This window comes from Pedobacter sp. CAN_A7 (assembly GCF_015752175.1).
Taxonomy (GTDB): domain Bacteria; phylum Bacteroidota; class Bacteroidia; order Sphingobacteriales; family Sphingobacteriaceae; genus Pedobacter.
The window spans coordinates 693,196-718,355 of sequence record NZ_JADOUW010000003.1 but is presented as its reverse complement, the minus strand read 5'-3'; the positions used below and the strand labels follow the sequence as shown (position 1 = coordinate 718,355).

Genomic DNA, 25,160 nt, shown 5'->3' with positions numbered 1-25,160 from the left:
TTACAAAGATTAAAGTTTGAAAATGAGTAATACCTGTTAAATTTGCCATATGATCATTAGAGAAAAAGAGCATTGGATTAGCATGATTTTCATATGGAAAGGCTCTGTTTTACCAAAATTGCTTTTTCGATTAATATTATTGTTTTTGATGGCCATTGCGATTATGGTCTTTAATGGTGCTATTTTCGACATTAAGATACAGCTGAATCCTGCTCCTTTTACATTGTTTGGTATCGCTTTAGCCATATTTTTAGGCTTTAAAAATAGCACCAGCTACGATCGTTTTTGGGAAGCCCGTAAATTGTGGGGAGCCCTGGTTTTTACCGCCCGATCCTTAACAAGGCAGGTGCAGAGCTTAAGTTATTACGACAAAAATAGTAAAGAGGTAATCCATTTCGCAGACCTTATCATTGTGTTCGCCTATGTTTTTAAGCATCAGTTAAGGTTTACTGATCCTTATCAGGATATTGAAAAACGTTTAGGAACGGAACTGGCCGATCAGCTTAAACCGGTCATCTATAAGCCGGTCATGTTATTAAAAGAAATGGGAAACTGGATTAAAACAGCCAGATTAGAAGGTAAGCTGGATTCAATTTCTGCTGCTAACATTGATGCCAACCTTAATGAACTATCACATATTCTTACCGGTTGTGAACGGATAGCCAATACACCCATTCCATATACCTACAAAGTCTTGCTACACAGAACTGTCTATATTTATTGTTTTTTATTGCCATTTGGCTTCGTCGACAGCCTTGGCTGGATGATGCCGTTAATTATTACGTTTATTGCTTATACCTTCGTCGCACTGGAAGCAGTAGCTGATGAACTAGAAGATCCCTTTGGATTGGAACCCAATGACCTGGCTTTAAATTCTATGTGCCATGTGATTGAAGATTCGCTTCTGGAATTAACAGATCGTGAAGTTGTCGTGAGGCTTCCTCCAGTTGGTTACATCAGGGATTAATAAAAGTATCTGCGTTTTTTTGGCTATTATCTACTTATCTTTTGCTATTTCTATTATATTTAACACATTAGCTGTATAATTACACGATCTCCACATTGCTAAAATTTATCTACAGGATTTCATGGAAGAAGAAAACGAAAAAGAATTAATAGGTCAGGAAAATATTCAGGAAATAGTTGAAGATACCATCCAGCACTTAAATAACCCAGTTAACATTCTAAAACCGATTGTAAAGCGTTATTTATCTGCCGTAACTAAATATGAAAAAGAGGGTAATAAATTTTACTTTTCTGATGGGGAAGCTCGCGTTGAAATACGCGTAGTGAGTGATGAAATCATCAGGGTAAGACTTGCACCACATGGGGTGTTTTTAGATGACTTTTCTTATGCCGTACCGGTAATTGACCAAAAAGTAAGCACCTTCAACCTAGCCGAACAGGAAGATAGTTACGCTATCTCTACCAACACCATCACTTGTAACATCAGGAAGAAAGATTTTCACATCTCCTTCGTGGAGAATAACACCCACATGGTGATGAGTGAGGATGACGCACCTATGCATTGGGAAGAAAATAAGGACTTCGGGGGTTATCATGTGTTCGCTACAAAAAGGTGCATGCCAGACGAGAATTTTTACGGACTAGGTGATAAATCGGGCAATTTAAACCTGCGTGGCCGACGATTCCAGAATTGGAACACTGATGCTTATTCCTTTGGCTGGGACCAGGATCCTTTGTATAGAACCATCCCGTTTTATACGGGCCTGCATCAAGAGTCAGCGTATGGAATATTCTTTGATAATACTTTCCGTTCCCATTTCGATTTTGGAAAAGAAGATCATACTAAAACTAGCTTTTGGTCTGATGGCGGCGAATTGCAATATTATTATATCCACGGGCCACATGTCATGGACGTGGTTAAACGTTACCAAAGTTTAACAGGTACCCATCCGATGCCCCCTAAATGGGCTTTGGGCTATCACCAGTGTCGATGGAGCTATTATCCGGAAAGCAAAGTAAAAGAAATTGCAGAAGGTTTCCGATCCAGGAATATCCCTTGTGATGCCATTTACCTGGATATCGATTATATGGATGGTTACCGCTGTTTTACCTGGAACAAAAAACATTTCCCAGATCCAAAACGGATGATCCGCGAGTTATCTGCCATTGGTTTTAAAACGGTGGTCATGATTGACCCAGGAATAAAGGTTGACGATAATTACTGGGTGTTTAAAGAAGGTAAAGAGAATAATTATTTCTGTCGCCGTAGCGATGATTATTATATGGAAGGCCATGTATGGCCTGGAAGATGCCAGTTCCCCGATTTCACCAATCCTAAAGTAAGGGAATGGTGGGGTGGCCTGTACAAAGAGCTAGTAGATATGGGTGTTGCAGGTGTTTGGAACGACATGAACGAGCCTGCGGTATTTGGCTCTGGCACATTCCCTAATGATGTACGTCATCATTTTGACGGCCGCCGTGGATCTCATCGCAAGGCACACAATGTATATGGCATGCAAATGATGCGGTCAACCTACGATGGCCTAAAAAAACTGATGCGTAATAAAAGACCATTTACCATAACCAGGGCAGGTTACGCCGGTATGCAGCGTTATGGCAGCGTATGGACCGGCGATAATGTGGCTACTTGGGAACATTTAAGAATGGGTAATATACAATGTCAACGCATGGCCATGTCGGGCGTTCCTTTTTGTGGAACAGATATTGGTGGATTTAGTGGCGAGCCTGATGGGGAGTTATTTACCCGCTGGATACAATTAGGTACATTCTCACCTTTTATGCGGGCACATTCTGCAGGTGATACTGCTGCCCGGGAACCCTGGAGCTTTGATGAACCATTTACCAGCATTAACCGTACATTCATCGAGCTGCGGTACCGTCTATTACCTTACTTATACTCTGTTTTTTGGGAACACCATCGTTATGGCTTTCCAATCCTGCGTCCAATGGTGATGCTGGAACAACATGAGTTGAAAAACCATTACCGTGAAGATGAGTTTACTTTTGGCGATAAGATATTGGTATGTCCAGTATTAGAACAAGGTGCCATTTCAAGAATGGTATACCTGCCGGTTGGTCAATGGTATAACTACTGGACCAATGAACTATTATCAGGTGGTAGTGAACAACATATCGAAGCGTCGATAGAAACCATGCCTTTATTTATTAAAGCCGGTTCTGTTATCCCTGAATATCCGGTGATGCAGTATGTAGGCGAGAAAAATATACAAGAGGTCATGTTAAACGTATATTATGCTGATTATGAAGTAAACTCTTTCTTCTTCGAAGATCATGGAGATACCTATGCTTTTGAGCAGGGAATTTACTCTGAAAAGAAATTCATCGTTAAAGGTGATGCACATTCGCTTTTAATTGAACAAAGTACTGAAGGATTGTATACTAACACTTATGATTGGTATCAGCATAAGGTTATTGGTATACCTTTTCAAGTAAGAAAAATCACAATTGATGAACGGGAAGTTCCAGAATTTCGTGTAGATGAAATGGGTATACTCTATTTCAAAACCAGCAGAAGCTTCAACGAAATCCGAATTTATGCCAGTTAAATAACCTGTTTTATTTATTAACCCCCTAAACCTGAAAACGCACATGCCTAAACAAGTTCTATTTGAAAAACAACATGCTGCTGTGTGGGTACACAGTTTGTTCACAGACTTTGATACCTCCTTGTTTATTTCAGGAAAGCACTTCCGTTTATACGAAAAATTGGGTGCAAAGCTCATGAAGGTAAATCAAACGGAAGGTGCATTTTTTGGCGTTTGGGCGCCTAATGCCCTACAGGTTTCTGTTGTTGGTGATTTTAACGCATGGGATAAAAATGCCCATGTTTTGTACAAACGCCTGGATGAATCAGGTATTTGGGAAGGTTTTGTTCCTAAATTAACAAAAGGAGAGGTATATAAATATGCAATAATAGGTTTTGACGGAAGTGAAATCGAAAAGGGCGATCCTTTCGCCCGTAAATGGGAACATCCGCCGCAAACAGCTTCAATTATTTGGGATACGGATTACGACTGGAAAGATAAAGCCTGGCTTAAGAAAAGACCAAAAGTAAATGCTGTTAATCAACCTGTATCGGTTTATGAGCTGCACCTGGGTTCTTGGCAGCGTGATCCTAGCAATCCTGAAAGGGTACTCACGTATAAGGAAATTGCAAATTCACTTGTTCCTTATGTACTTGAAATGGGCTTTACCCATGTGGAGTTCATGCCCATCATGGAGTATCCTTACTTCCCTTCCTGGGGTTACCAGATTACGGGTTATTTTGCGGCCAGCTCCAGACATGGTACACCACAGGAGTTGATGTACTTAATTGAGCAATTGCATAAAAGCAATATTGCAGTAATTTTAGATTGGGTGCCTTCACATTTCCCTGGTGATGCTCACGGACTTTATAAATTTGACGGAACACATTTATTTGAGCATGCTGATATGCGCAAAGGTTTTCATCCTGATTGGAAATCTTATATCTTTAATTACGACAGAAACGAAGTACGTTCATTTTTGGTAAGTAATGCTTTGTATTGGCTAGATCTGTTTCATGCTGATGGGCTAAGGGTTGATGCCGTAGCCTCCATGTTATACTTCGATTTTTCCCGCAGAACAGAAGATGCAGGAACAAATGCTTATGGTGGCAGAGAGAATCTTGGTGCCATACAATTTCTTAAAGACCTTAATACAGCCATTCAGGAAAACTTTGATGGGGTGCTCACCATTGCCGAAGAAAGTAGTACTTACCCGGGTGTAACCCATCCGGTAAAAGACGGCGGACTTGGTTTTAGCATGAAATGGATGATGGGCTGGATGAACGACACCCTGAAATATTTCAAGCATGATCCTATCGACCGTAAGCATTATCATCATCAGCTCACCTTTAGTATTACCTATGCTTTTACGGAGCATTTTATGATGCCATTTTCGCACGACGAAGTGGTACATGGTAAATCCTCGATGATTTATAAAATGCCTGGAGATGAATGGCAGAAGTTTGCTAATTTAAGGGTATTGTATACTTATCTGTTTACGCAGCCCGGAAGCAAACTGCTCTTTATGGGTAATGAAATTGCTCAAAATGGCGAATGGAACTTTACCCGGTCACTAGACTGGGACTTGCTAAAATATCCCTCACACAAAGGGTTGCAGACGACCGTAAAGGCTTTAAATCATTTATACAAGACAGAGCCTGCCTTATATGCTAATAATTATTCTTATGAAAGCTTTGAATGGATCAATGCTGACGATGAGCAACATTCTATTTACATTTACATCAGAAGGGGATTAAAAGCTAAGGATACCTTAATAGTAGTCTTAAACCTTACTCCAGTTTACCGCGAAAATTACCGTGTGGGCCTTCCTTTCAAAGCGAAATGGAAAGAAATCTTTAATACTGATGCTACCCTATTTTATGGTAGTGGAAAGGTCAACGACAATGCTTATGTAACTGAGCAGGAGGCTTGTCATTACCGTGAATACTCCATTAATATGAACATCCCACCATTGGGGGCTGTGGTACTGAAAACAAGTTAGTTTTAGAACACAATTAAACCAAATGTTATGAAAAAATTGCTTTTAGGAATTATAGTTTCCTTGTTTTATTTTAACGCAGCTGCACAAACGCCGGCCACGTTAATGCCGGGCTTTAAATTCTACACCGAAAATAACGCTGGGTTCACTAAAGCCGATATTCCAGCTGGACGTCAGAACCTGATCATCTTTTTTGATGGTACCTGTGGCCATTGTCAAACCACCATGACCATGTTATCAAAACGAAGCAAAGAGATGCAGCATATTAACATCTATTTGATCTCGCTAGATGAATTTCGCACCATAAACTATTTTGTAGATCGCTATGGCAAGCCTTTCCTGAGTATGAAAAATGTAAAATTGCTGCAGGATAAAGACCGTATTTTTATTCCCTTATTTAAACCCATAAAATATCCATCCATATTCCTTTATTCTGCAGATAAAAGGCTTAAAATATACTCTTCTGATGAGCAGGATATTCCAAAAATTATGAGCTTGCTAAAAAAATAGCTGTTGTTTATTTAGTTATATTGTGTTATCTTTAAGAATCAAGTCCCATAACGGCTTGATTTTTTTTATTAATGGAAAATTTAAGGAAATATTATTTAGCTAGTTTGTTTCGCTTTGCGTTTAAGTCGCAACGTGCATACTTGTCGTATAATACTACGAATAAGGACCATTCGAGATTTGGATTTTCATTTCAAACGACCAGCAAGGACTTTCTAGTTTAAGCCCCATTCCACATCGCTCCAGGTTTGGGGCTACAGATCATCATTTTCTTTTATTGTTTAGTAATACGGGTAGGACTATAAGCTTTCGTATAAAACTTATTTCTATAGCGCTAAAAATAGCAGGAAATGGCCTCCAACACAGCCGGAATCTTCATAAATATTAAACTTAATTTATTTTAAAAACATGGAAAACACTCAGTTAATAATTCCACAAAAAGAGTATGATCTACTCATGAATCATTTAAAACTCAGCAGTAAACTTTCTGATTTCAATAAGAAAAAGCTGAATAATGAATTAAAAACCGCAAAGATTGTTAAGAGAGACACTTTGCCAGATGATGTTATTGTAATTGATTCGCTAGTCACCATACAGGACGTAAAAAGCGGACAGGAGTTTTCATTCCACTTGGTACAACCTGAAGAAGCAAACATGAAAGTACATAAACTATCTGTTTTAGCACCTATTGGTATTGCTTTATTAGGCTATTCGAGTGATGCCTTAGTGGATTGGGAAATGCCGGATGGCGTTAAACAATTCAAAGTTAAACAAGTGACCAGACATCAGAATGACAGCAAAGTCACTAGCTAATTATGCCTATAAAAAGAAAGGGATGCCGCATCCACGCACATCCCTTTTCTAACCAAATATAAACCTGTATGAACGGGTTTTACTTTAAATTTGCATAGTATTCTACGAATTTCACTAAAGCTGAAGAATAGCCCCATTCGTTGTCATACCAAGAAACCACTTTTACGAAGTTATCATTTAAAGCAATACCTGCTTCTGCATCAAATATCGATGCATGATCATCTCCAATAAAGTCAGAAGAAACTACTGCATCTTCCGTATATCCTAATACACCTTTCAAGTACCCTTCTGAGGCATCTTTCATGGCTTTTTTAATCTCTTCATAAGTAGCCGCTTTTTCTAAGCGAACTGTTAAATCAACAACAGACACGTCAGCAACCGGAACACGGAAAGCCATACCTGTTAACTTACCTTTCAACTCAGGAATAACTTTCGTTACTGCTTTTGCAGCTCCTGTAGAAGAAGGGATAATGTTTGAGAAACCACCACGGCCACCTCTCCAGTCTTTTGCAGACGGGCTATCAACTGTTTTCTGAGTTGCAGTAACGGCGTGAACAGTACTCATCAGACCTTCAACAATTCCAAAGTTATCATGTAAAACTTTAGCAATTGGTGCTAAACAATTTGTGGTACATGAAGCATTAGAAACAATTTTTTGATCTACTGTCAATTTATCATGATTTACACCCATAACGTAAGTAGGAATCGAATCATCTTTTGCCGGAGCAGAAAGAACAACTTTTTTCGCACCTGCAGTTAAATGTTTTGCAGCATCCGCTTCTGTAAGGAATAAACCTGTTGATTCAATAACAAGTTCTACGCCAACTTCATCCCATTTCAAGTTTGCAGGATCTCTTTCTGCTGTAATGCGGATGGTTTTTCCGTTAACTACTAAATGTCCGTTTTCAACTTCTACAGTACCATCGAAACGACCGTGAGTCGAGTCGTATTTTAACATATAAGCCATATAGTCTGGCTCAACAAGGTCGTTTATAGCAACAATATCTAAACCTTTTTTCAATGCAGCTCTAAAAACAAGTCTGCCGATACGGCCAAAGCCGTTTATTCCAATTTTGCTCATATTATTAATATATTATTAATTTGAATAGTAATTAAGTAAATTATATATTGGTTCTTTAGTTATCGTTGTTATTTTGAATCCGTGTTTTTCGGCTATACTCCTTAGTCTATCTTGAAAATGCCCGGCTACTATACCCACAAAGTGTATTTCTTTGCCAGGATGTAATTTTATAGTCGGTAACAGATAAAGTTGCGTATATATTTCAAACGCTTCATCAACCATTTTTTGTATAAAACTGTGTGTCCGATTCTCAATAAAGAAATCGAAAAACGAACTTAGGTATTGCTGCGCCAGTGGCTTTTTATAAATTCTGTCCAGAATAGCAGGCCGGTCAAGGTTATGTTTTGTTTCCAGCTGTGCACGTAAATCAAGTGGAAGCTTCTCTGTTAAAAAATACGTCAACAGTTTTTTCCCCAGGTAATTCGAAGATCCTTCATCGCCAAGGATAAAGCCCAGTCCGAAATTATTGTCTTCCATTTGTTTGCCATCAAAGTAAGCACAATGTGCTCCACTTCCCAATATGCCTACAATTCCTTTATCAGTATAACAGGCTGAAATTGCTGCGCCATACAAATCATCGTTAACAATAATTTTACTGTTTTTAAAAAATAAGGACAAAGTAGCTGCCAGTTCTTCTTTTTTACCTGGTGTACTAGCTCCAGCAGCAAAAACGTACATCTTTTTGATGCTCTCTGCATGATTAATCAAGACCGTCTTTTTGTTAAGCATATGCAAAATAGACTTCTGATCATTAAAATAAGGGTTTATACCAGGCATGCTGCATTCTGCGATGTTTTTACCATCTTTTGCCAATTTCCAAAATGCAGTTTTAGAACCGCTGTATACGACCGCTATCATAAATTATATCGACAATACTTTTGTCATTTCTAAAAGATCACTTTCTAATTTGAAGTTATGGTTATTTAACGCATCTTCAATGGGCATCGACTTAATTTCATTTCCGCGAAGACCTACCATTTGGCGGGTGTTTCCTTTTAACAATTCGTTTACTGCTGCATAGCCTAAACGACTTCCTAAAATGCGGTCAAAGCTACTTGGACTACCACCACGTTGTAAGTGTCCAAGAATAGTCACTTTAGTATCGTAATGATCAAAACGTTCTTTTACCTGTTTGGCAATATCATATGCACCACCAGCTTTATGTCCTTCTGATACAATCACAATACTGGAAGATTTTTTGGTGCTGGCCCCTAACATTAACTGTGCAATTAACTCGTCAGTGCTGGTAAATCGTTCTGGTAACAATACCGCTTCAGCACCACTAGCTACAGCACTTCTCAATGCAATACAACCAGAATCGCGGCCCATTACTTCAATGAAAAATAACCTGTCGTGCGAATCTGCAGTATCTCTGATTTTATCAATCGCCTCAATAACGGTGTTAATGGCTGTATCGTAGCCTAAAGTAAAATCTGAACCATAAAGATCATTGTCTATGGTTCCGGGTATACCCATTACTTTTATGTCATATTTACGCGAAAAATTGCGGGCGCCGGTAAAAGTACCATCACCACCAATTACAATTAATCCATCAATATCTCTAGCCTTTAAATTTTGGAAAGCAGTTTCCATGCCTTCTTCTGTCTTGAATTCCAGACAGCGGGCTGTTTTTAATATTGTACCTCCTAAGTGTATAATATTACTCACTGAACGAGGACCCATTGGGATAATGTTGTCGTTGATAAGTCCTTGGTAGCCTTGTAGTACGCCAAACATATTAATCCCATTGTAAATGCCGGTGCGAACTACAGCTCTAATGCATGCATTCATTCCTGGAGCATCTCCTCCAGAAGTAAGTACAGCTATATTTTTTATATTTGGTTTCATGTTTATGATACGAATATAGTGTGTATTACTTACACTAAGTAATTTATTTGTGTTTTTTTTACGTAATATTGCATTAATCCTATTTTATCGCCTCAAATTTAAATGTTTAACGACTTGGAAGAACATCTACCACATTTTAATTCAACCTTCTCCATTGATTGTGTTGTTTTTGGTTTCGATGAAGGAGAATTAAAGATTCTTCTCATAGAAAGAAACGAAGAGCCATTCAAGGACTGGTATGCTTTGCCTGGAAATATTGTCGGACCTGACGAAAGTTTAGATCAGTCTGCCACCAGGATTCTTAAAGAGCTCACTGGTTTGGGCGATATCTTTATGGAACAATATTATACCTTTGGTGATGTAAACCGACATCCACAGGGTAGGGTAGTGAGTATCGCTTACTATGCCTTGTTACGCTTAGGTGGCGATAAAGCATTAAAACCTTTAACCAGTTATGCAAAAAAAGCATTCTGGAAAAATGTTAATGACTTACCTAAACTTGCTTTCGATCATCAACAGATTTTTGATAAAGGTCTGGAGAAAATCAAACGGCGAATCAAACACCAGCCTATAGCTTTCGAACTCTTGCCAGAAAAATTTACCCTTACCCAACTTCAAAATGTATATGAGTTAATTTTAGGAAAAAAGCTTGACAAGCGGAATTTTAGAAAGAAGATGCTCAGTTTTGGCGTACTTAAAGAACTTGATGAGAAGCAAAAAGGGGTGTCCTTTCGTGCGGCTATGTTATACAAGTTTGATAAAAGAAAATACGCCAAGTTGTTTGGTAAAGAAATATCGTTTTAATCTTTCTAAAACTTGAAACTATAAAAAAGCCGAAAACCATTCGTTTTCGGCTTTTTCTATTTTAGGTAATTTTGCAGCTTATTTTCTTGATTTTTTAAGGTGATAATCAACCAGGTCATCTATAGGAGAGCGGATCAATTTACCAACTCCCATTTCATAACGATCGGCAACAATACTTAGAATGTCCCTGTAGCTATAACCTACCGAGCCCACAACGTTAAGCGTATAATTTTTGTAGTTAGGGTAGTGAACAACCAGGTTATCAAAAAACGCGGTAAAAGCATATTCAATGGTGCTGAAAGTATAATCTTCGTAACTGTCTTTATAATCATATAAAAACTTACTGAAACTTGCACAAAAACGGTTGGGTAAGGGTTTGTTATAGATATGATCGAATATATCTTCGTTTGTTAAAGCAAAATTGTCATAAAAGCTTTCTCTCAGGCCTTTAGGCATGTAACCTTTCATGTAATCACTTAGTATGCGTTTCCCGATATAACATCCGCTACCTTCATCACCTAGGAAATAACCCAGAGAATCGATGTTCAAAGTAATGTCTTTTCCATCATACAAACAACTGTTGGTTCCTGTACCTAAAATCGCTGCAAACCCAGGCTCATCGCCTAACAGTGCACGGCAGGATGCCAATAAATCATGACCAATGTTAATGACTGCATTAGGAAAAACCTGTTGCATGGCATCTTCTACAATCTTTCTTTTTGAATCGGTAGAGCAACCCGCTCCGTAATAATGCACTTCTAAAAGTTTATCAGCCTCAATATGATCAGGAAGCGTCTTTTTAAGCGAGCCTACGATATAACTAGTATCCGAAAAGTAGGGATTATATCCTTCTGTATTAAAATGAATCTTTCTACCTGCTTCATTAATTAAACACCAATTGGTTTTGGTTGAACCACCATCTGCAATAACTATCATCTTAATTTGTTTTTTTCGGGATAAATGTAAATAATATTAACCCTTTTGAGTTGTTATTTTTCATAAATATTTAATATTTTAATTAAGCTAATCTTGATTCATACCGTCCATGGACGTCTGAAACCTGATCATTTTTAGGTTCAAATTCAACCCTTTTAGGGTTATTGTTAATTAAACACTAAGCCTAAATTACATTTGTTATTTTAAAATCCAAATTTTACAAATTTATTTATTGTGGACTTACTTACCCAAATAGGCATATACCAAAGCGGTTTTCGGTTTTTATTGCCTATTGAGCCTTTGGAGAGGGGTTTTAATTAAAATAAAGTAAGTGTGCAGTCACTTTTTATTTTTTGTAATAATTTAGCAGACCTTTCCTGATTGCCTATAAAAAAGCTAATATTTGTAATTATAACCTCAAATTTATGCTTATAAATATAGACCTAAGAAGTGATACCGTAACCAGGCCCACAGCTGGTATGCTCGATGCCATGATGACTGCAAAAGTTGGTGATGATGTTTTCGGCGAAGACGAGACGGTTCATGCATTGGAAACAAAACTTGCTCACTTGTTAAATATGGAGGCAGGCTTATTTTGTCCCTCCGGAACCATGACCAACCAGCTTGCCATTAAATGTTTCACTCAGCCGATGGACGAAGTGATTTGCGACCAAACCGCACATGTTTATCGTTATGAAGGTGGTGGTATTGCCTATCATTCCCTGGCCTCTGTACGCTTGTTGCATGGCCAGCGCGGCATTTTAACAGCAGACATGATCGAGGAGGAGATCAACGAAGAAAACATTCATTACCCTCACACTAGTTTAGTGGTTCTTGAAAATACAGTAAACAAGGGTGGAGGTGCCTGTTACACACTCGATCAGATAGAGCCCATTCATACCTTATGTAACATTAAAGGGCTAAAACTGCACCTTGATGGTGCCAGGTTATTTAATGCACTTGTGGCAACAGGCGATGAGGCCAAACACTATGGCCAATACTTCGACGGTATTTCCATCTGTTTATCAAAAGGTCTAGGTGCACCCGTAGGGTCAGTCTTGCTTGGTTCCAAAGAAACTATCCGAAAAGCCAGGAAACTGCGTAAAGTGTTTGGCGGCGGCATGAGGCAGGCCGGATTTCTGGCTGCTGCGGGGATCTACGCACTCGATCACCATGTAGAACGCCTGGCACAAGACCACCAGCATGCCAGAGCCATCGCTGAAGTATTAAATCGTGTATCTTATGTAAATTTGGTAATGCCCGTAGAAACCAATATTATTGTGTTTGAGGTGGCAGCTGGTTTTACTGCCCAGAACATCACTGATGCGCTTTGTAAAAAAGGCATTTTATGTAGTCCAACCGGGCCAAAAACTGTTAGATTTGTTACGCATTTGGATGTTTCTCCAGAAATGATCGATCGTGCGATCGAAATATTGATCCATTTACAGCCTTAATACCAGTTCATCATGCCTGATCTGAGGATCAAGTGAGGAACAATATAAAACAATGTGCATAAGCATGAAAAAAATATTAATCGCAAATCGAGGTGAAATTGCTTTACGCATTATGCGCTCGGCAAAAGAAATGGGTATTAAAACGGTTGCCGTTTATTCTGAAGCTGATCGTGAAGCGCTACATGTTCGTTATGCCGATGAAGCAATTTACATTGGCCCGGCACCTTCCAGCCAAAGTTACCTAATGGGCGAAAACATTATTGCCGCCTGTATAGCTACAGGAGCCGAAGCTATTCACCCTGGATATGGGTTTCTATCAGAAAATGCTGCATTTGCTAAACAGGTACAAGCGGCCGGTTTAATCCTGATCGGACCAACACCTGAGGCCATGGAAATCATGGGGAATAAATTATCAGCGAAAGCTGCAGCTTTAAAACACAAAATTCCCATGGTACCTGGTACCGAAGAGGCCATTACTGATGTGGAAGAAGCTAAACGCCGTGCAGTAGAAGTAGGTTTCCCTATTTTAATCAAAGCAGCGGCTGGTGGTGGTGGTAAGGGCATGCGCATTGTGAATCGGGTAGAAGAGTTTATGGAGCAAATGGAACTTGCCGTAAGCGAAGCCATATCTGCCTTTGGAGATGGTGCCGTATTTATCGAGCGCTACGTTTCTTCACCAAGGCACATCGAAATCCAGGTACTTGGCGATACCCACGGCAATATTGTACACCTGTTCGAAAGAGAATGTTCTATTCAGCGTCGTCACCAAAAGGTGATCGAGGAAGCGCCTTCCAGCATATTAACCGAAGAAATCAGGAAAGAAATGGGGGCCTGCGCCGTAGCCGTTGCCCGTGCAGTTAACTATGTAGGTGCAGGAACAGTCGAATTTATTCTTGATGAAAACCTGAATTTCTTTTTCCTGGAAATGAATACCCGCTTGCAAGTGGAGCATCCGGTTACCGAATTAATTACCGGACTGGATTTAGTAAAGGAGCAAATTAAAATTGCCAGGGGTGAGGCATTAGCCTATACCCAGGACGACCTGAAAATTAATGGCCATGCCATGGAATTAAGGGTGTATGCCGAAGACCCTTTAAACAACTTTCTGCCAGATATTGGTACCCTGCAAACCTATAAAACGCCTAAAGGTAACGGCGTGCGTGTAGACGATGGTTTTGAGCAGGGAATGGAAATACCAATTTATTACGATCCCATGATTGCCAAACTGATTACCTTTGGTAAAGACCGGGATGAGGCCATTGCCAGAATGGTAAGGGCTATTGATGAATATGAAATTACAGGTATCCAGACAACACTGGGATTTGGCAAATTTGTGATGACACATGATGTGTTTATTTCCGGGCAATTTGATACACATTTCGTCAGCAAATACTTTCACAGCGACAGCCTCGAAAGCGGAACAGATGAGGAAGCCTTAATTGCTGCTTTAGCGGCCATAATAGCTTTAAAAAAACCAAAAACAATTTCCAGTGCAAGCGATCAACAGCTGAAAAACACTGCCTGGAGAAAAAATAGAACGCAACTTTCCTAAAAATATGTTTACAGGTATTATCGAAACCCTGGGCTTGGTTACCAACCTTCAACACGAAGGAACCAATGTTCATTTCACCATTCAATCGGCCATTAGCAACGATTTAAAAATAGACCAGAGTGTAGCCCATAACGGCGTATGTTTAACAGTGGTTAAACTAGATGATCAGTCGCACACGGTAACGGCCATTCAGGAGACCCTGGAGAAATCTAACCTGGCTAGTCTGCAAGTTGGCCGTCGTGTTAACCTGGAGCGTTGTATGCTCCCTACGGGGCGCCTGGATGGGCACATTGTGCAGGGGCATGTAGATCAGACTGCTGTTTGTGTGAAAAGGGAAGCACTTGACGGCAGTTGGGAGTATCGCTTTAAATATGATACCACCCCTGGGAACGTCACTGTAGAAAAGGGCTCCATTTGTGTAAACGGAATCAGTTTAACGGTAGTTCACTCTACCAATGACGAGTTTTCGGTATTTATCATCCCTTATACATTTGAATATACTAACCTGCAGGAGGTAGAACCTGGCGATACAGTAAACCTGGAATTCGATATCATCGGCAAATATGTTGCCCGGCTTATGAATAGGTAAACTACCGTTTTAACTCTTCTATTTTATTTTTAATAAAACCTGCCAGTTTAGGGTTTTTACTCATCTCTGTAAAGTGCTTTAAGTAGAGGTTATAATTGGCAATGGCATTCTTTTTATCCTGCAACCCTTTTTCATACACCATGGCAATGTTGTAATAAAGACTGCCATTGTTTTCAAACAACAAACCTCTTTTATAAGCGGCCAGGGCTTCCTGATATTTATCAGTCTGCTCATAGGAATCGCCAAGCAAGCCGTAATAAGTGGCTGTTTTGTCAGAAATGGCCTCATTTATCGTTTTATCCAGGTAGACACCTGCATTCTTATAATCTTTTAGTCCCCGGTAACTTAAAGCAATATTATAAAACAGCCCTTCGTTTTCCATTGCTTTATCTTTAACCTGCAGAAAATACTTCAGGGCATTTCTGTAGTCCAGTAATAAAAAATGGCTTTTCGCCAGGTTGTTCATCACAAAGGTGGAGCTATCTCCATAGCTCAATAATTTCTCGCCAGTTTTAATTGCTTCTTTATACTTCTTATTGGCTATACTCATCGGCATTTTCAGTTTTAACAACTGCAGGTTAGCGGTATCGGCTTTTAGGGCGGGGGTTAACACGGCATTGGCCTTGCTGTAATTGCCCTGGTTAAAATAAAGTTCACAAAGGTCAAAAGCAACATCCGGGTCAACCTGATTCAGCCTATTTGCTTTGTTTAAGTAAGTCAGGTAATCTTTTGCGTTAACACCTTTACTCAGGCTGGCCAACTGTTTATAAGCGGCCAGGTTACTGCTGTCTAAAGCTACAATGCTTTTATAATAATTTGCTGCTTTGATTTGCTGACCTCTCTTTACTTGTAGCGAAGCCAGGTTAAACAATACGGGTATATTGCTGCTATCCGCTTCATATAATTTAAGGTAAATTTTTTCTGCTTCTGGAAGTTTGCCGGCCATCAGGTTCAGGTAACCTAATTGTTCCAGTGTTTTTAAGTCGCTGTTATCGTCCTGAACATAACCCTGCAAGTATTGTAATGCATCATGATAACGTTGCGTTTGATAAAATTGCAGCAGCGTATCCGCGTCTTGTCCTTTTACACCTAATGTTCCGGCAAGTAACATACACACCACGAAAATCGATTTTAGTTGATTCATAGGATCTATTTTAGCTTTCAACAACTAAGTTATTAGTTATTTTGTGGTATCCAAAGAATAAAGTAAAACGCTTCTTCAAAAACTTTTCATTTTCTTACAAATTGGCCGGGTAATTGGTAATGATTAATTGTAATTATTGATTATAACATTAAAAACTAAGCATATGAATACGTTAGCGAAATTTGAATTAATGGAGAAAATTGTTAGAGAGTTAGTTGATTTGCAACATTCTCAGCAAGCCATAATTCAAAAAATTGGGAAGATTGAAGTAGATAACATTGAACTTGGTGATAAAAAATTAGATAAAGACTTACCAGATATGCACCAGCGTGTAGCTGATAACTTGGATACTATTGTTAGCATTTTAGCTTATTTCGAAGATAAAACAAACACTTTTGGTGATAAAAACAATGTGGAAGCATTGAAAGATCAACAAACTATTGATAACGCAGGCCAATAAGGTTTCCGTTAAATTTTATTAAACATGTCTAAGGGTATCGTGAAAACGATGCCCTTTTTGACAGCCTTATAACTTTAAGGCTAAACAAAAGCAGTAATAACTGGGCTTTTTGTTGAGGAATATAACTATTTTTACCCAATATACTATAGAATCGAAAACGTCTACTAATTTAAATGATTATGAAAAAGATAATTTTATCTGCATTATTCATGCTTTCCGGTGCATTGGCATACGGACAACTGCTACCAAATTTTCAATTTGGTGTAAAAGCAGGAGCAAATCTTACAAAATTTCAAACGGAAAACACCTTTAGCAGCGATAACCGTGCAGGTTATTTTGCCGGAGTATGGACTAGGTTAGGTGCAGCGGGCATACATTTACAACCTGAACTTTACCTAACCGGTAAAAACACCACCCTAGTTTCAAGTACGGGCGAGGAAAATGAGGTTAAATTTACCAGCTTAGACGTTCCTGTATTGATTGGAACTAAATTTGGTGCAGCTGGTGTAGGTCTGCGTATCAACACAGGTCCGGTGTTCTCTTTTATTCTGGACGATGAGCAGAAATTTGGTCAGGCTGCTAGTGATGTATTTGATGGCGACTTTAAAGGTCAAAACATGTCATGGCAATTTGGTGCAGGTTTAGATTTTGGATCTTTAGGTATTGATTTAAGGTACGAAAAAGGCCTTTCCAAAGTAAACAAATCGAATTATGATGATACAAAACTTGATTTATTTACATTAGGTCTTTCCTACAGAATTTTCTAAAATATAAACTTTTCAACATTTGTGTAAAAGGGTAAACTTAAGCAGTTTACCCTTTTCTTTTGGCTTCATAATTGACGCTGAGTTAGTCCACCGCTAACCAAACCACTTATGACTATTAAAGAATCCTTACTCAACGGGAACAGCTTCATACAGCTGATGAAAGAGTTTGCTGTACAGGCAGAAAATATCAAAATTCAAGATGAGGAAATATTGTTCAAAGTGTTTCCTTTTTACCATCGCGATTGCTTAAAAGAATACATCTGTATTGAGGGAAGGAATGATCAGGGGGTAATTAATTTCTTTGGCACCTTACATTATAACTTGTTGAATAAACTTGCCGTTTTTGAAATGCAGGGTTTCGAAAAGATTAATCAGGTTTGCTAATCACCTCCTTAATTTCATACTTAAACGCACCTTTAATAGGTCTGATGGGCGTGTTATGCGCTTCGCTTAACACCTTCACAAAGCAGGCACCAAAGTAAAAAATAAAGGAAGAATAAAATACAAACAACATAATTAGAATAATCGAGCCAGATGCCCCATATATATTCCCAATATTGCTTAATGGGAGCATAATGCGCAGAATGAATTTACCAACGGTAAATAAGATGCCAGTGAAAATACCACCCCTAATGGCATTACGCCAGGTTGGTCGGCCGCTGGTTAAAAAGCGGAATAAGACCGTAAACCAGGTTGTAACAATGGCAATAAACAATATTTGATTTAGCACCATCAGAAAAAATTTACCAAATATTGGTGCCGATGGGTTTAGGTACTCGCCAATAAGGGCCTGTATACCGTCGGTAAGTAAGCCTACAAAGAACAAGATGCCAGCCAGCAAAATAATCACCATAGATCGGCCCCTTAGCTTCAGTTTGAAGAAAAATGAGGAATGAGCCTTGATGCCGATGCTCCAAATTTGATCCATTGAATTCTTGATGACATTAAAAAGGGTAGTCGCCACAAATAGGAAGAACACAAAACTGATCAGTGTAGCATACCAATGGTCGTCGATGCCACCGATATTTCGAAGCGTATCCCTAATTTGTGTTGTCCCGCGTTCATCAAACAACTCTCCCAATCGTTCAAAAAGCCCCTGAGCAAATAACTTTCGGTCTACAAAGTAGCCAAAAAGCTTAATTAAGATGAGTAAAATGGGGGGTAAAGCAAAATTTGCGAAAAAAGCTGTTGCTCCCGCTAAACGTAATGGATCATTCTTTTTAAACAACATAAATGCTGCCTTAAAATGAACGAAGAAGCGCTTTGTTTCGTGTAATAGTTGTTTTAACATTCCCCTTGAACGGCTTAAATGACCCGAAAATAGTTAATTTTTATGAATGTGGGTGCTTTAATATCTCTTTAAACACCTTGGCATTGTAGACGGCATTGGTGTTAATGTCGTTGTTGAAAAAAATATAACCCTCTCTAATTTCCTTTCCGCTCATTATTTCATTCGCAAAATCATGTAGTTGTTTGTCGCTATAACGCGATGCATACAACTGTTCCTCACCGTGTAAACGAAAGTAAAATAAGGAGGTGTTTTTAACAATGTCTTTAGGCAAGTCAGGGTGACTCATGCCACAAAAGCTGATGTTATGTTTAGCTAATTCCTGATAAACCACCTCCTGCCACCAGCTTTCATGCCTGAATTCCATCACATTATTAAAATCCTTATGTAGGCTACTGATGATCTTCTCCAGCCTCTCCCCACTATAATAATAGTTTGGAGGGAGCTGGAACAGGCAACAACCACACTTTTCTTTCAAGCCCAGGTCTACCGTTCGGTAAAAATCGTCCATTAACCTATCTGTATCTATAAATTTCTTGTAATGGGTGATTAGCCTGGGCGCTTTGACCGCAAAGCGGAAGTTCGCAGCACTTTTTTCATACCAGGTAGTTAATAGCGGAACGGTGGGAAAGCGGTAAAAGGTAACGTTGAGTTCCAGTGTGTCGAAATGTTCTGTGTAATAACTGAACCAGTTTTTTACGGCGAGTTTTTCTGGGTAGAACGTGCCCCGCCAATGTTTATAGTGAAATCCTGAACAGCCAACATGCCATTTTTCCATACGCCTTTATTGCATAACAGGCGAGGATTTGCTTTGTTCCCGTGATTATGATTTTACTCAAGCAAATAATAAAGCCGATTAGCCGGTGAACGAAAGAGGATTTTATGTATGCCTTCCAGGTAAATGGCTTTTATATTGCCGTTAAGAGGGGGTTACAAGGGTATTTAGACGGCTGTAGCCGTTCATAGGCCCTTCAAAGGCCCTTCTAACCCCCTTCTAAGGCCCTTATACCTAGGGTATGCTGTAGAAATTAAAATCTATTCCTAATATTGGTTTACATTAACTAAAACCAGAAGCTGCCCTTTACCATTAAACTGGGTTTTTGCCACAAAAAAAGCCGTAACCTAATTCAGGCTACGGCTTCTGAGGCACTAACAACTATACTTCTACAAGTTGCCCCTTAATTCCTGTTCTCTTTCCAGCGATTCAAATAAGGCTTTAAAGTTTCCGGCGCCAAATGACTGTGCTCCTTTACGTTGTATAATTTCAAAAAACAAAGTTGGGCGGTCTTCTACAGGTTTAGTAAAGATCTGTAACAGGTACCCTTCTTCATCACAATCCACCAGAATACCCAATTCTTTTAGTTGTGCTATTTCCTCATCAATATGGCCTACACGGTTGGGCATCATGTTGTAATAAGCTTCTGGCGGCGGACTTAAAAATTCCACACCGCGCGATTTCAATTCCTTCACCGTTCTTAGGATATCGTGGGTAGCTACTGCAATGTGTTGTACCCCTTCACCCTCATAATACTCCAGGTATTCTTCAATTTGCGATTTCTTCTTGCCTTCGGCAGGTTCGTTAATTGGGAATTTGGAAAAACCATTTCCATTGCTCATCACCTTACTCATCAATGCTGAGTATTCTGTGTTGATCTGTTTATCATCAAAGGACAAGATGTTCACAAATCCCATCACATCTTCATACCACTGTACGGTTTCGTTCATGCGGTTCCAGCCTACGTTTCCAACACAGTGGTCAATATATAATAAACCGGCGTCTGTGGGGTTATATTCGCTTGTCCAGGCACGATAGCCAGGTAAGAATAAGCCATTGTAATTTTTTCTTTCCACAAATAAGTGAACCGTTTCTCCGTAAGTGTAAATGCCCGACATGCGCACTTCGCCAGATTCATCGGTGTGAGTAACGGGTTCCAGGTAAGGTTTAGCACCACGTTTGGTGGTTTCCTCGAAAGCACTATAGGCATCGTCAACCCATAATGCCAATACTTTAACGCCGTCTCCATGTATTTTAACATGCTCGGTAATCGGGCTGTCCGACTTTAAAGCAGTGGTTAAAACCAAGCGGATTTTGCCTTGTTTTAAAACATAAGAAGCACGGTCGCGAATCCCTGTTTCTGGTCCGGCATAAGCCAGCGATTGGAAACCAAAGGCTGTTTTATAATAATGTGCAGCCTGTTTAGCATTGCCCACATAAAATTCTATATAATCAGTGCCATTAATGGGCAGAAAGTCCTGCGCCTTGGCGATCTTTTCTGCAAAAGTTTGTGTTGACATGGTTTTTTAATTGAATAATAAGTTAGTTTTTTGTGTTTGATCAGTTTTTTTAGGTGACTGTTTTTGTTTTTGATCAGCTTTTGTGTGATCAATTGTATAATCAGTTTTTTTTTATGGTATAGCCGGTACTATTCAATATTGATTTGCCAGCTTTTATGGTAGTTTTCATCTTCTATCTGGATGGCATCTTCGGTGAGCATCAGTGGACGGAAAGGATCGATCATGACTGCCAGCTCTTCTGTGCTTTCTTTGCCGATGGATTTCTCTACGGTGCCAGGGTGCGGTCCATGTGGGATACCCCCTGGATGTAAAGTAATCTGTCCTTTCACCACACTTTTTCTACTCATAAAATCGCCATCCACATAATAAAGTACTTCATCACTGTCTACATTACTGTGGTTATAGGGGGCAGGGATCGATAGGGGGTGGTAATCGTATTTTCGGGGTACGAATGAGCAGATGACAAAGTTATGCCCTTCGAAAGTTTGGTGTACGGGTGGTGGCTGATGTAAACGGCCGGTAATAGGCTCAAAATCGTGGATAGAGAAGGCCCAGGGGTAGTGGAAACCATCCCAACCTACAAAATCAAAAGGATGGGTGCCATAAGTATAAGGGTAAATGATGTCTTGTTTTTTGATAAGTACCTTAAAGTCGCCAAAGGCATCAATGGTTTCCAGGTCGGCAGGGCGTCTGATATCACGTTCACAATAGGGGGCATGTTCCATCAGTTGGCCATATTCATTGCGGTAACGCTTGGGGGTTCTAATCGGACTAAAACTCTCCGTAATAAACAGGCGGTTGTTTTCGTCGTTAAATTCCAGCTGGTAGATGGTTCCCCGGGGGATTACCAGGTAATCGCCATAGGCAAACTTGATTTTACCAAAGCCGGTTTTTAATGTTCCGCTGCCTACGTGGATAAAAATCACCTCGTCCGCCTGGCTGTTCTTGTAAAAGTAGTCCGTCATTGACTTTCTTGGTGCGGCCAGGGAAATGTGGAGGTCACTATTGACCAGCACGGCTTTGCGGCTTTCCAGGTAATCATCTTCCGGTTTAATGTTAAACCCAATCAGGCTGGTATGGCGCAGGTGTTTTTCGCGGGCTATCTTAGGGGCAACGGAATAAGGTGTGCCTAAAGATTTGACCATCGTTGGCGGGTGACAATGATACACCAGGGAATAGAGACTGGAAAAACCTTCTGTTGACACCAATTCTTCGGCATAAAGGTTTCCGTCGGGCTTTCTGAATACCGTATGGCGTTTTGCTGGAATGGATCCTAAAGTATGGTAAATTGGCATATCCTTAATTATTTGGTTAGAACAAGGGAATCAATAGGTATACCTGAAACTGGGGAATATGTTTTCAGGTGGGGGCGTAGAATACGCGGGGACTATAAGGAATATTGAGCAAAAATAATTTTTGAGAGCATGGCATAGCGAAAAGCTTCCAGGATTTCTCTGGACATGATTTTCTGATAGCTATCGTTTTTTCTCTTCATGTTTTGCGATACTAAGTAACGAATTTATCTTCATGGAAGCAAGATTTATAATGCCTAATAAAAGTGATGCGATTTTTAATTTGGTTTGGGTTAAATTTTTCTAGCTTTGACTAGCTAGGTAAAACCAATTAATTTGCAGGGTCAAAAACTGATGCTGCTTGTACTTAAAACAGAGAATTATGAAATTAGTATCTTATCAAACAGAAGACAGCGCGCATCTAGGTGTTTTTGTAAACGGGAATATTTATAATCTAAATTCTTGCGACAAGCTGTTGCCAGATGATATGAATGCCTTTTTGCAAGGTGGCGAAGTGCTAATGGAGCGTGCCTTGAAAATAGATGCACAGATTAAGTCGGGCGAAATGACGCCAAAAATGGAAGTTTTCTTTCAATTACTGGCTCCGGTACCCCGCCCAACTTCCTGCCGTGATGCCTATGCCTTTCGGCAGCATGTGGCTGCCGCGCGTAGAAACCGTAAGGTTGACATGATTGACGCTTTTGATGAGTATCCGATATTTTATTTTACCAACCATAATGCCATACAGGGGCCTGGCGAAATTGAATGTATGCCCGATCATTTTCAGAAGTTAGATTTTGAACTGGAAGTTGCTGTGGTGATTGGTAAGAAAGGACGCAATTTTACTGCTGCGGAGGCCGACGACTATATTGCAGGTTTCATGATCATGAATGACATGAGTGCCCGCCAATTACAAATGGAAGAGATGCTGTTAAACCTGGGACCAGCAAAAGGAAAAGACTTTTCTACGGTGATTGGACCATGGTTAGTAACTCCCGATGAATTAGAGGCCTATAAAACAGCCCCAAAGCCTGGTCACACAGGTAATGCCTATAACCTGAACATGACGTGTACGGTAAATGGCGTACAGGTATCTTCGGGTAATGTTGCCGATATGGACTGGACTTTTGCAGAAATTATTGAACGTTGCGCCTATGGTGTTGATGTATTACCTGGTGATGTGATTGGCTCTGGTACAGTGGGTACCGGTTGCTTTTTAGAATTGAATGGTACCGGTTTACTAAATGATGCCAATTACCAGCCACAATGGTTGCAGGATGGCGATGAGGTGGAAATGGAGATCACCGGTTTAGGCCGACTGATTAACATCATCAAAAAAGCAGATTCAGATTTTTCTATTTTGGCGCTTAAAAAGTAATGGTGACTATCAATACGGCAGATTTAAGTCCGGCGCAATTGCAAAACTATATGCAGTATGCCATTGCACCGCGACCTATTTGTTTTGCAACAACCATAGACTCGGCCGGGAATATTAACCTAAGTCCGTTTAGCTTTTTCAACATGTTTAGTACCAACCCGCCCATGGTGATTTTTTCTCCAGCACGGCGGGTACGTGATAACACCACTAAACATACCCTGGAAAATATATTGGAAGTAAAAGAATGCGTGGTCAACATGGTGAACTATGCGATGGTGCAGCAAACCAGTCTGGCCAGCACAGAATATGCAAAAGGAATCAACGAGTTTGAAAAAGCCGGTTTTACTATGCAGGCTTCGGTATTGGTTAAACCCCCTCGTGTAGCCGAGGCGCCAGTTCAACTAGAGTGCCTGGTCAAAGAAGTGATACACCTTGGCGATGGGCCAGGTGCAGGAAACCTGGTTTTGGCGGAAGTAAAACTGATACACATCAAAGAAGAAATTTTAGATGAAGAAGGTAAAATAGACCAGGCTAAAATAGACCTGGTGGCTAGGTTAGGTGGCGACTGGTACTGCAGGGTAACTCCGGAAAGCCTGTTTAAAGTGGCCAAACCTTTAACTACATTAGGAATAGGCGTTGATGCTTTGCCAAAGGCAGTACGCCATTCGTATGTGCTTAGCGGTAACGATCTGGGGAAACTCGGTAATGTAGAAGTTTTGCCTGATGCAGAAGAGGTGGAGCAATTGCGCTTTGATCCGGCAGTGAAAGATATATTAGATGCCACCATTGGCGATGCCAATAACCGCCAGCGCGAACTGCATGAGCTGGCTAAAACCTTGCTTGAGGAAGGCAGGGTAGCTAAAGCCCTGAAAGTAGTACTGCTGGAAGGTTAAAGCGATTAGATAATACTTACCGCTTTAATAAACCTGCTTTTATAATATTTATCCATTTCGGTGATGACAACACCTTTGGCTTTGCCAGAACTGGAATGGATAAATTTAATCTCCTCGCCATCGATAGAATAAACGATGCCCACATGTCCAATCGATCGTACTTTAGGGTTTGAGCCCGTAAAAAGTAACACATCACCTACTTTTGCATTTTGCAGGGTAACCGCTTTGCCGGCCTTAGGAAACTCCCTGGATGAACGTGGTACCTTTACACCTAAGTTTTGGAACACGTAGTTGACGAAACCAGAACAATCGAAGCCACGCTGTGGACTGCTGGATGCATAACGATAGGGAACGCCGATTAAAGTCTTCGCAAAATTGATCAGTTTGACCGCCGGTTCCTGAACCGCCTCCTTAAAATAAGCAGGCGATTTAGACTGTGATTTTCCTGTTAAAGTGAATAAGAACACTAAACAAAATAAAGCAAGGGTTTTCTTCATGTATCGGCAAAATAATAAAAATAAAACGAA

At 39.9% G+C, this 25,160-nt stretch carries 24 protein-coding genes; 14 read left to right on the top strand and 10 right to left on the bottom strand.

The features are described 5' to 3' along the window. Positions 1-49 precede the first annotated feature (49 nt). The 5 genes from IWX76_RS14640 to IWX76_RS14620 all read left to right on the top strand — a co-directional run bounded on the left by IWX76_RS14640 (position 50) and on the right by IWX76_RS14620 (position 6,852). Entirely contained in the window at positions 50-967 is a 918-nt protein-coding gene (locus tag IWX76_RS14640) for a bestrophin family protein (RefSeq protein ID WP_196860748.1), read from the top strand. 121 nt (positions 968-1,088) lie between these two features. Beyond that, the gene (locus tag IWX76_RS14635; protein ID WP_196860747.1) at positions 1,089-3,554 is read left to right on the top strand and encodes a glycoside hydrolase family 31 protein; all 2,466 of its coding nucleotides are present in this window, start codon (positions 1,089-1,091) and stop codon (positions 3,552-3,554) included. 43 nt (positions 3,555-3,597) lie between these two features. Next, complete coding sequence (gene glgB / locus IWX76_RS14630) at positions 3,598-5,535, top strand: 1,4-alpha-glucan branching protein GlgB (RefSeq protein WP_196860746.1); 1,938 nt, start codon at positions 3,598-3,600, stop codon at positions 5,533-5,535. Positions 5,536-5,562: 27 nt separating this feature from the next. Then, on the top strand, positions 5,563-6,042 hold the full coding sequence (locus IWX76_RS14625; RefSeq protein WP_196860745.1) for a TlpA family protein disulfide reductase: 480 nt from the start codon (positions 5,563-5,565) through the stop codon (positions 6,040-6,042). A 405-nt stretch (positions 6,043-6,447) separates the two neighbouring features. Next, on the top strand, positions 6,448-6,852 hold the full coding sequence (locus IWX76_RS14620) for a GreA/GreB family elongation factor (protein WP_196860744.1): 405 nt from the start codon (positions 6,448-6,450) through the stop codon (positions 6,850-6,852). 79 nt (positions 6,853-6,931) lie between these two features. On the opposite strand, the gene gap is transcribed toward IWX76_RS14620, so the two are convergent. From gap to pfkA, 3 genes are read right to left on the bottom strand one after another with little or no spacing between them, the layout of a single operon-like run. Beyond that, the gene (gene gap / locus IWX76_RS14615; RefSeq protein ID WP_196860743.1) at positions 6,932-7,933 is read right to left on the bottom strand and encodes a type I glyceraldehyde-3-phosphate dehydrogenase; all 1,002 of its coding nucleotides are present in this window, start codon (positions 7,931-7,933) and stop codon (positions 6,932-6,934) included. Between the two features lie 15 nt (positions 7,934-7,948). Beyond that, a complete protein-coding gene (locus IWX76_RS14610) occupies positions 7,949-8,791 on the bottom strand; it encodes a hypothetical protein (protein WP_196860742.1) in 843 nt (280 codons plus the stop codon). Positions 8,792-8,794: 3 nt separating this feature from the next. Further along, the gene (gene pfkA / locus IWX76_RS14605) at positions 8,795-9,781 is read right to left on the bottom strand and encodes a 6-phosphofructokinase (RefSeq protein WP_196860741.1); all 987 of its coding nucleotides are present in this window, start codon (positions 9,779-9,781) and stop codon (positions 8,795-8,797) included. 114 nt (positions 9,782-9,895) lie between these two features. Here pfkA and IWX76_RS14600 point away from each other — a divergent pair, with 114 nt between their 5' ends. Next, positions 9,896-10,585, top strand: coding sequence for an NUDIX hydrolase (locus IWX76_RS14600; protein ID WP_196860740.1), 690 nt, complete (start codon positions 9,896-9,898; stop codon positions 10,583-10,585). A 78-nt stretch (positions 10,586-10,663) separates the two neighbouring features. Here IWX76_RS14600 and IWX76_RS14595 read toward each other — a convergent pair whose 3' ends face one another. Further along, a complete protein-coding gene (locus IWX76_RS14595; RefSeq protein WP_196860739.1) occupies positions 10,664-11,521 on the bottom strand; it encodes an N-acetylglucosamine kinase in 858 nt (285 codons plus the stop codon). Between the two features lie 425 nt (positions 11,522-11,946). Here IWX76_RS14595 and IWX76_RS14590 point away from each other — a divergent pair, with 425 nt between their 5' ends. The 3 genes from IWX76_RS14590 to IWX76_RS14580 all read left to right on the top strand — a co-directional run bounded on the left by IWX76_RS14590 (position 11,947) and on the right by IWX76_RS14580 (position 15,116). Continuing rightward, entirely contained in the window at positions 11,947-12,975 is a 1,029-nt protein-coding gene (locus IWX76_RS14590) for a threonine aldolase family protein (protein WP_196860738.1), read from the top strand. A gap of 64 nt (positions 12,976-13,039) precedes the next feature. Further along, positions 13,040-14,527: an acetyl-CoA carboxylase biotin carboxylase subunit gene (gene accC / locus IWX76_RS14585; RefSeq protein WP_196860737.1), complete on the top strand. Its 1,488-nt coding sequence runs from the start codon at positions 13,040-13,042 to the stop codon at positions 14,525-14,527. Between the two features lie 4 nt (positions 14,528-14,531). Then, on the top strand, positions 14,532-15,116 hold the full coding sequence (locus IWX76_RS14580) for a riboflavin synthase (protein WP_196860736.1): 585 nt from the start codon (positions 14,532-14,534) through the stop codon (positions 15,114-15,116). A gap of 1 nt (position 15,117) precedes the next feature. Here the strand turns inward: IWX76_RS14580 and IWX76_RS14575 are convergent, their stop codons facing one another. After that, on the bottom strand, positions 15,118-16,260 hold the full coding sequence (locus IWX76_RS14575) for a tetratricopeptide repeat protein (protein WP_196860735.1): 1,143 nt from the start codon (positions 16,258-16,260) through the stop codon (positions 15,118-15,120). 163 nt (positions 16,261-16,423) lie between these two features. Here IWX76_RS14575 and IWX76_RS14570 point away from each other — a divergent pair, with 163 nt between their 5' ends. The 3 genes from IWX76_RS14570 (at position 16,424) to IWX76_RS14560 (ending at position 17,871) form a co-directional block, all read left to right on the top strand. After that, positions 16,424-16,720 carry a hypothetical protein gene (locus IWX76_RS14570; RefSeq protein WP_196860734.1) on the top strand — a complete coding sequence of 99 codons (297 nt, stop codon included), beginning with the start codon at positions 16,424-16,426 and terminating at the stop codon, positions 16,718-16,720. Between the two features lie 179 nt (positions 16,721-16,899). After that, positions 16,900-17,487 carry a porin family protein gene (locus tag IWX76_RS14565; protein WP_196860733.1) on the top strand — a complete coding sequence of 196 codons (588 nt, stop codon included), beginning with the start codon at positions 16,900-16,902 and terminating at the stop codon, positions 17,485-17,487. 108 nt (positions 17,488-17,595) lie between these two features. Then, positions 17,596-17,871, top strand: coding sequence for a hypothetical protein (locus IWX76_RS14560; RefSeq protein WP_196860732.1), 276 nt, complete (start codon positions 17,596-17,598; stop codon positions 17,869-17,871). Here IWX76_RS14560 and IWX76_RS14555 read toward each other — a convergent pair. The 4 genes from IWX76_RS14555 to IWX76_RS14540 all read right to left on the bottom strand — a co-directional run bounded on the left by IWX76_RS14555 (position 17,855) and on the right by IWX76_RS14540 (position 22,365). Next, complete coding sequence (locus IWX76_RS14555; RefSeq protein ID WP_196860731.1) at positions 17,855-18,778, bottom strand: YihY/virulence factor BrkB family protein; 924 nt, start codon at positions 18,776-18,778, stop codon at positions 17,855-17,857. The genes IWX76_RS14560 and IWX76_RS14555 overlap by 17 nt on opposite strands. 40 nt (positions 18,779-18,818) lie before the next feature. Beyond that, positions 18,819-19,553, bottom strand: coding sequence for a DUF72 domain-containing protein (locus IWX76_RS14550; RefSeq protein WP_196860730.1), 735 nt, complete (start codon positions 19,551-19,553; stop codon positions 18,819-18,821). Positions 19,554-19,939: 386 nt separating this feature from the next. Next, positions 19,940-21,070, bottom strand: a complete 1,131-nt coding sequence (gene hppD / locus IWX76_RS14545; RefSeq protein ID WP_196860729.1) for a 4-hydroxyphenylpyruvate dioxygenase — start codon at positions 21,068-21,070, stop codon at positions 19,940-19,942. Between the two features lie 128 nt (positions 21,071-21,198). Continuing rightward, positions 21,199-22,365, bottom strand: coding sequence for a homogentisate 1,2-dioxygenase (locus tag IWX76_RS14540; RefSeq protein WP_196860728.1), 1,167 nt, complete (start codon positions 22,363-22,365; stop codon positions 21,199-21,201). A 379-nt stretch (positions 22,366-22,744) separates the two neighbouring features. Between IWX76_RS14540 and IWX76_RS14535 the strand changes: the two genes are divergently transcribed. Beyond that, a complete protein-coding gene (locus IWX76_RS14535; RefSeq protein WP_196860727.1) occupies positions 22,745-23,740 on the top strand; it encodes a fumarylacetoacetate hydrolase family protein in 996 nt (331 codons plus the stop codon). Beyond that, positions 23,740-24,633: a flavin reductase family protein gene (locus tag IWX76_RS14530; RefSeq protein ID WP_196860726.1), complete on the top strand. Its 894-nt coding sequence runs from the start codon at positions 23,740-23,742 to the stop codon at positions 24,631-24,633. Before IWX76_RS14535 ends, IWX76_RS14530 begins: the two co-directional genes overlap by 1 nt. 5 nt (positions 24,634-24,638) lie before the next feature. Here the strand turns inward: IWX76_RS14530 and IWX76_RS14525 are convergent, their stop codons facing one another. Next, complete coding sequence (locus tag IWX76_RS14525; RefSeq protein WP_196860725.1) at positions 24,639-25,130, bottom strand: C40 family peptidase; 492 nt, start codon at positions 25,128-25,130, stop codon at positions 24,639-24,641. Positions 25,131-25,160: the final 30 nt, after the last annotated feature.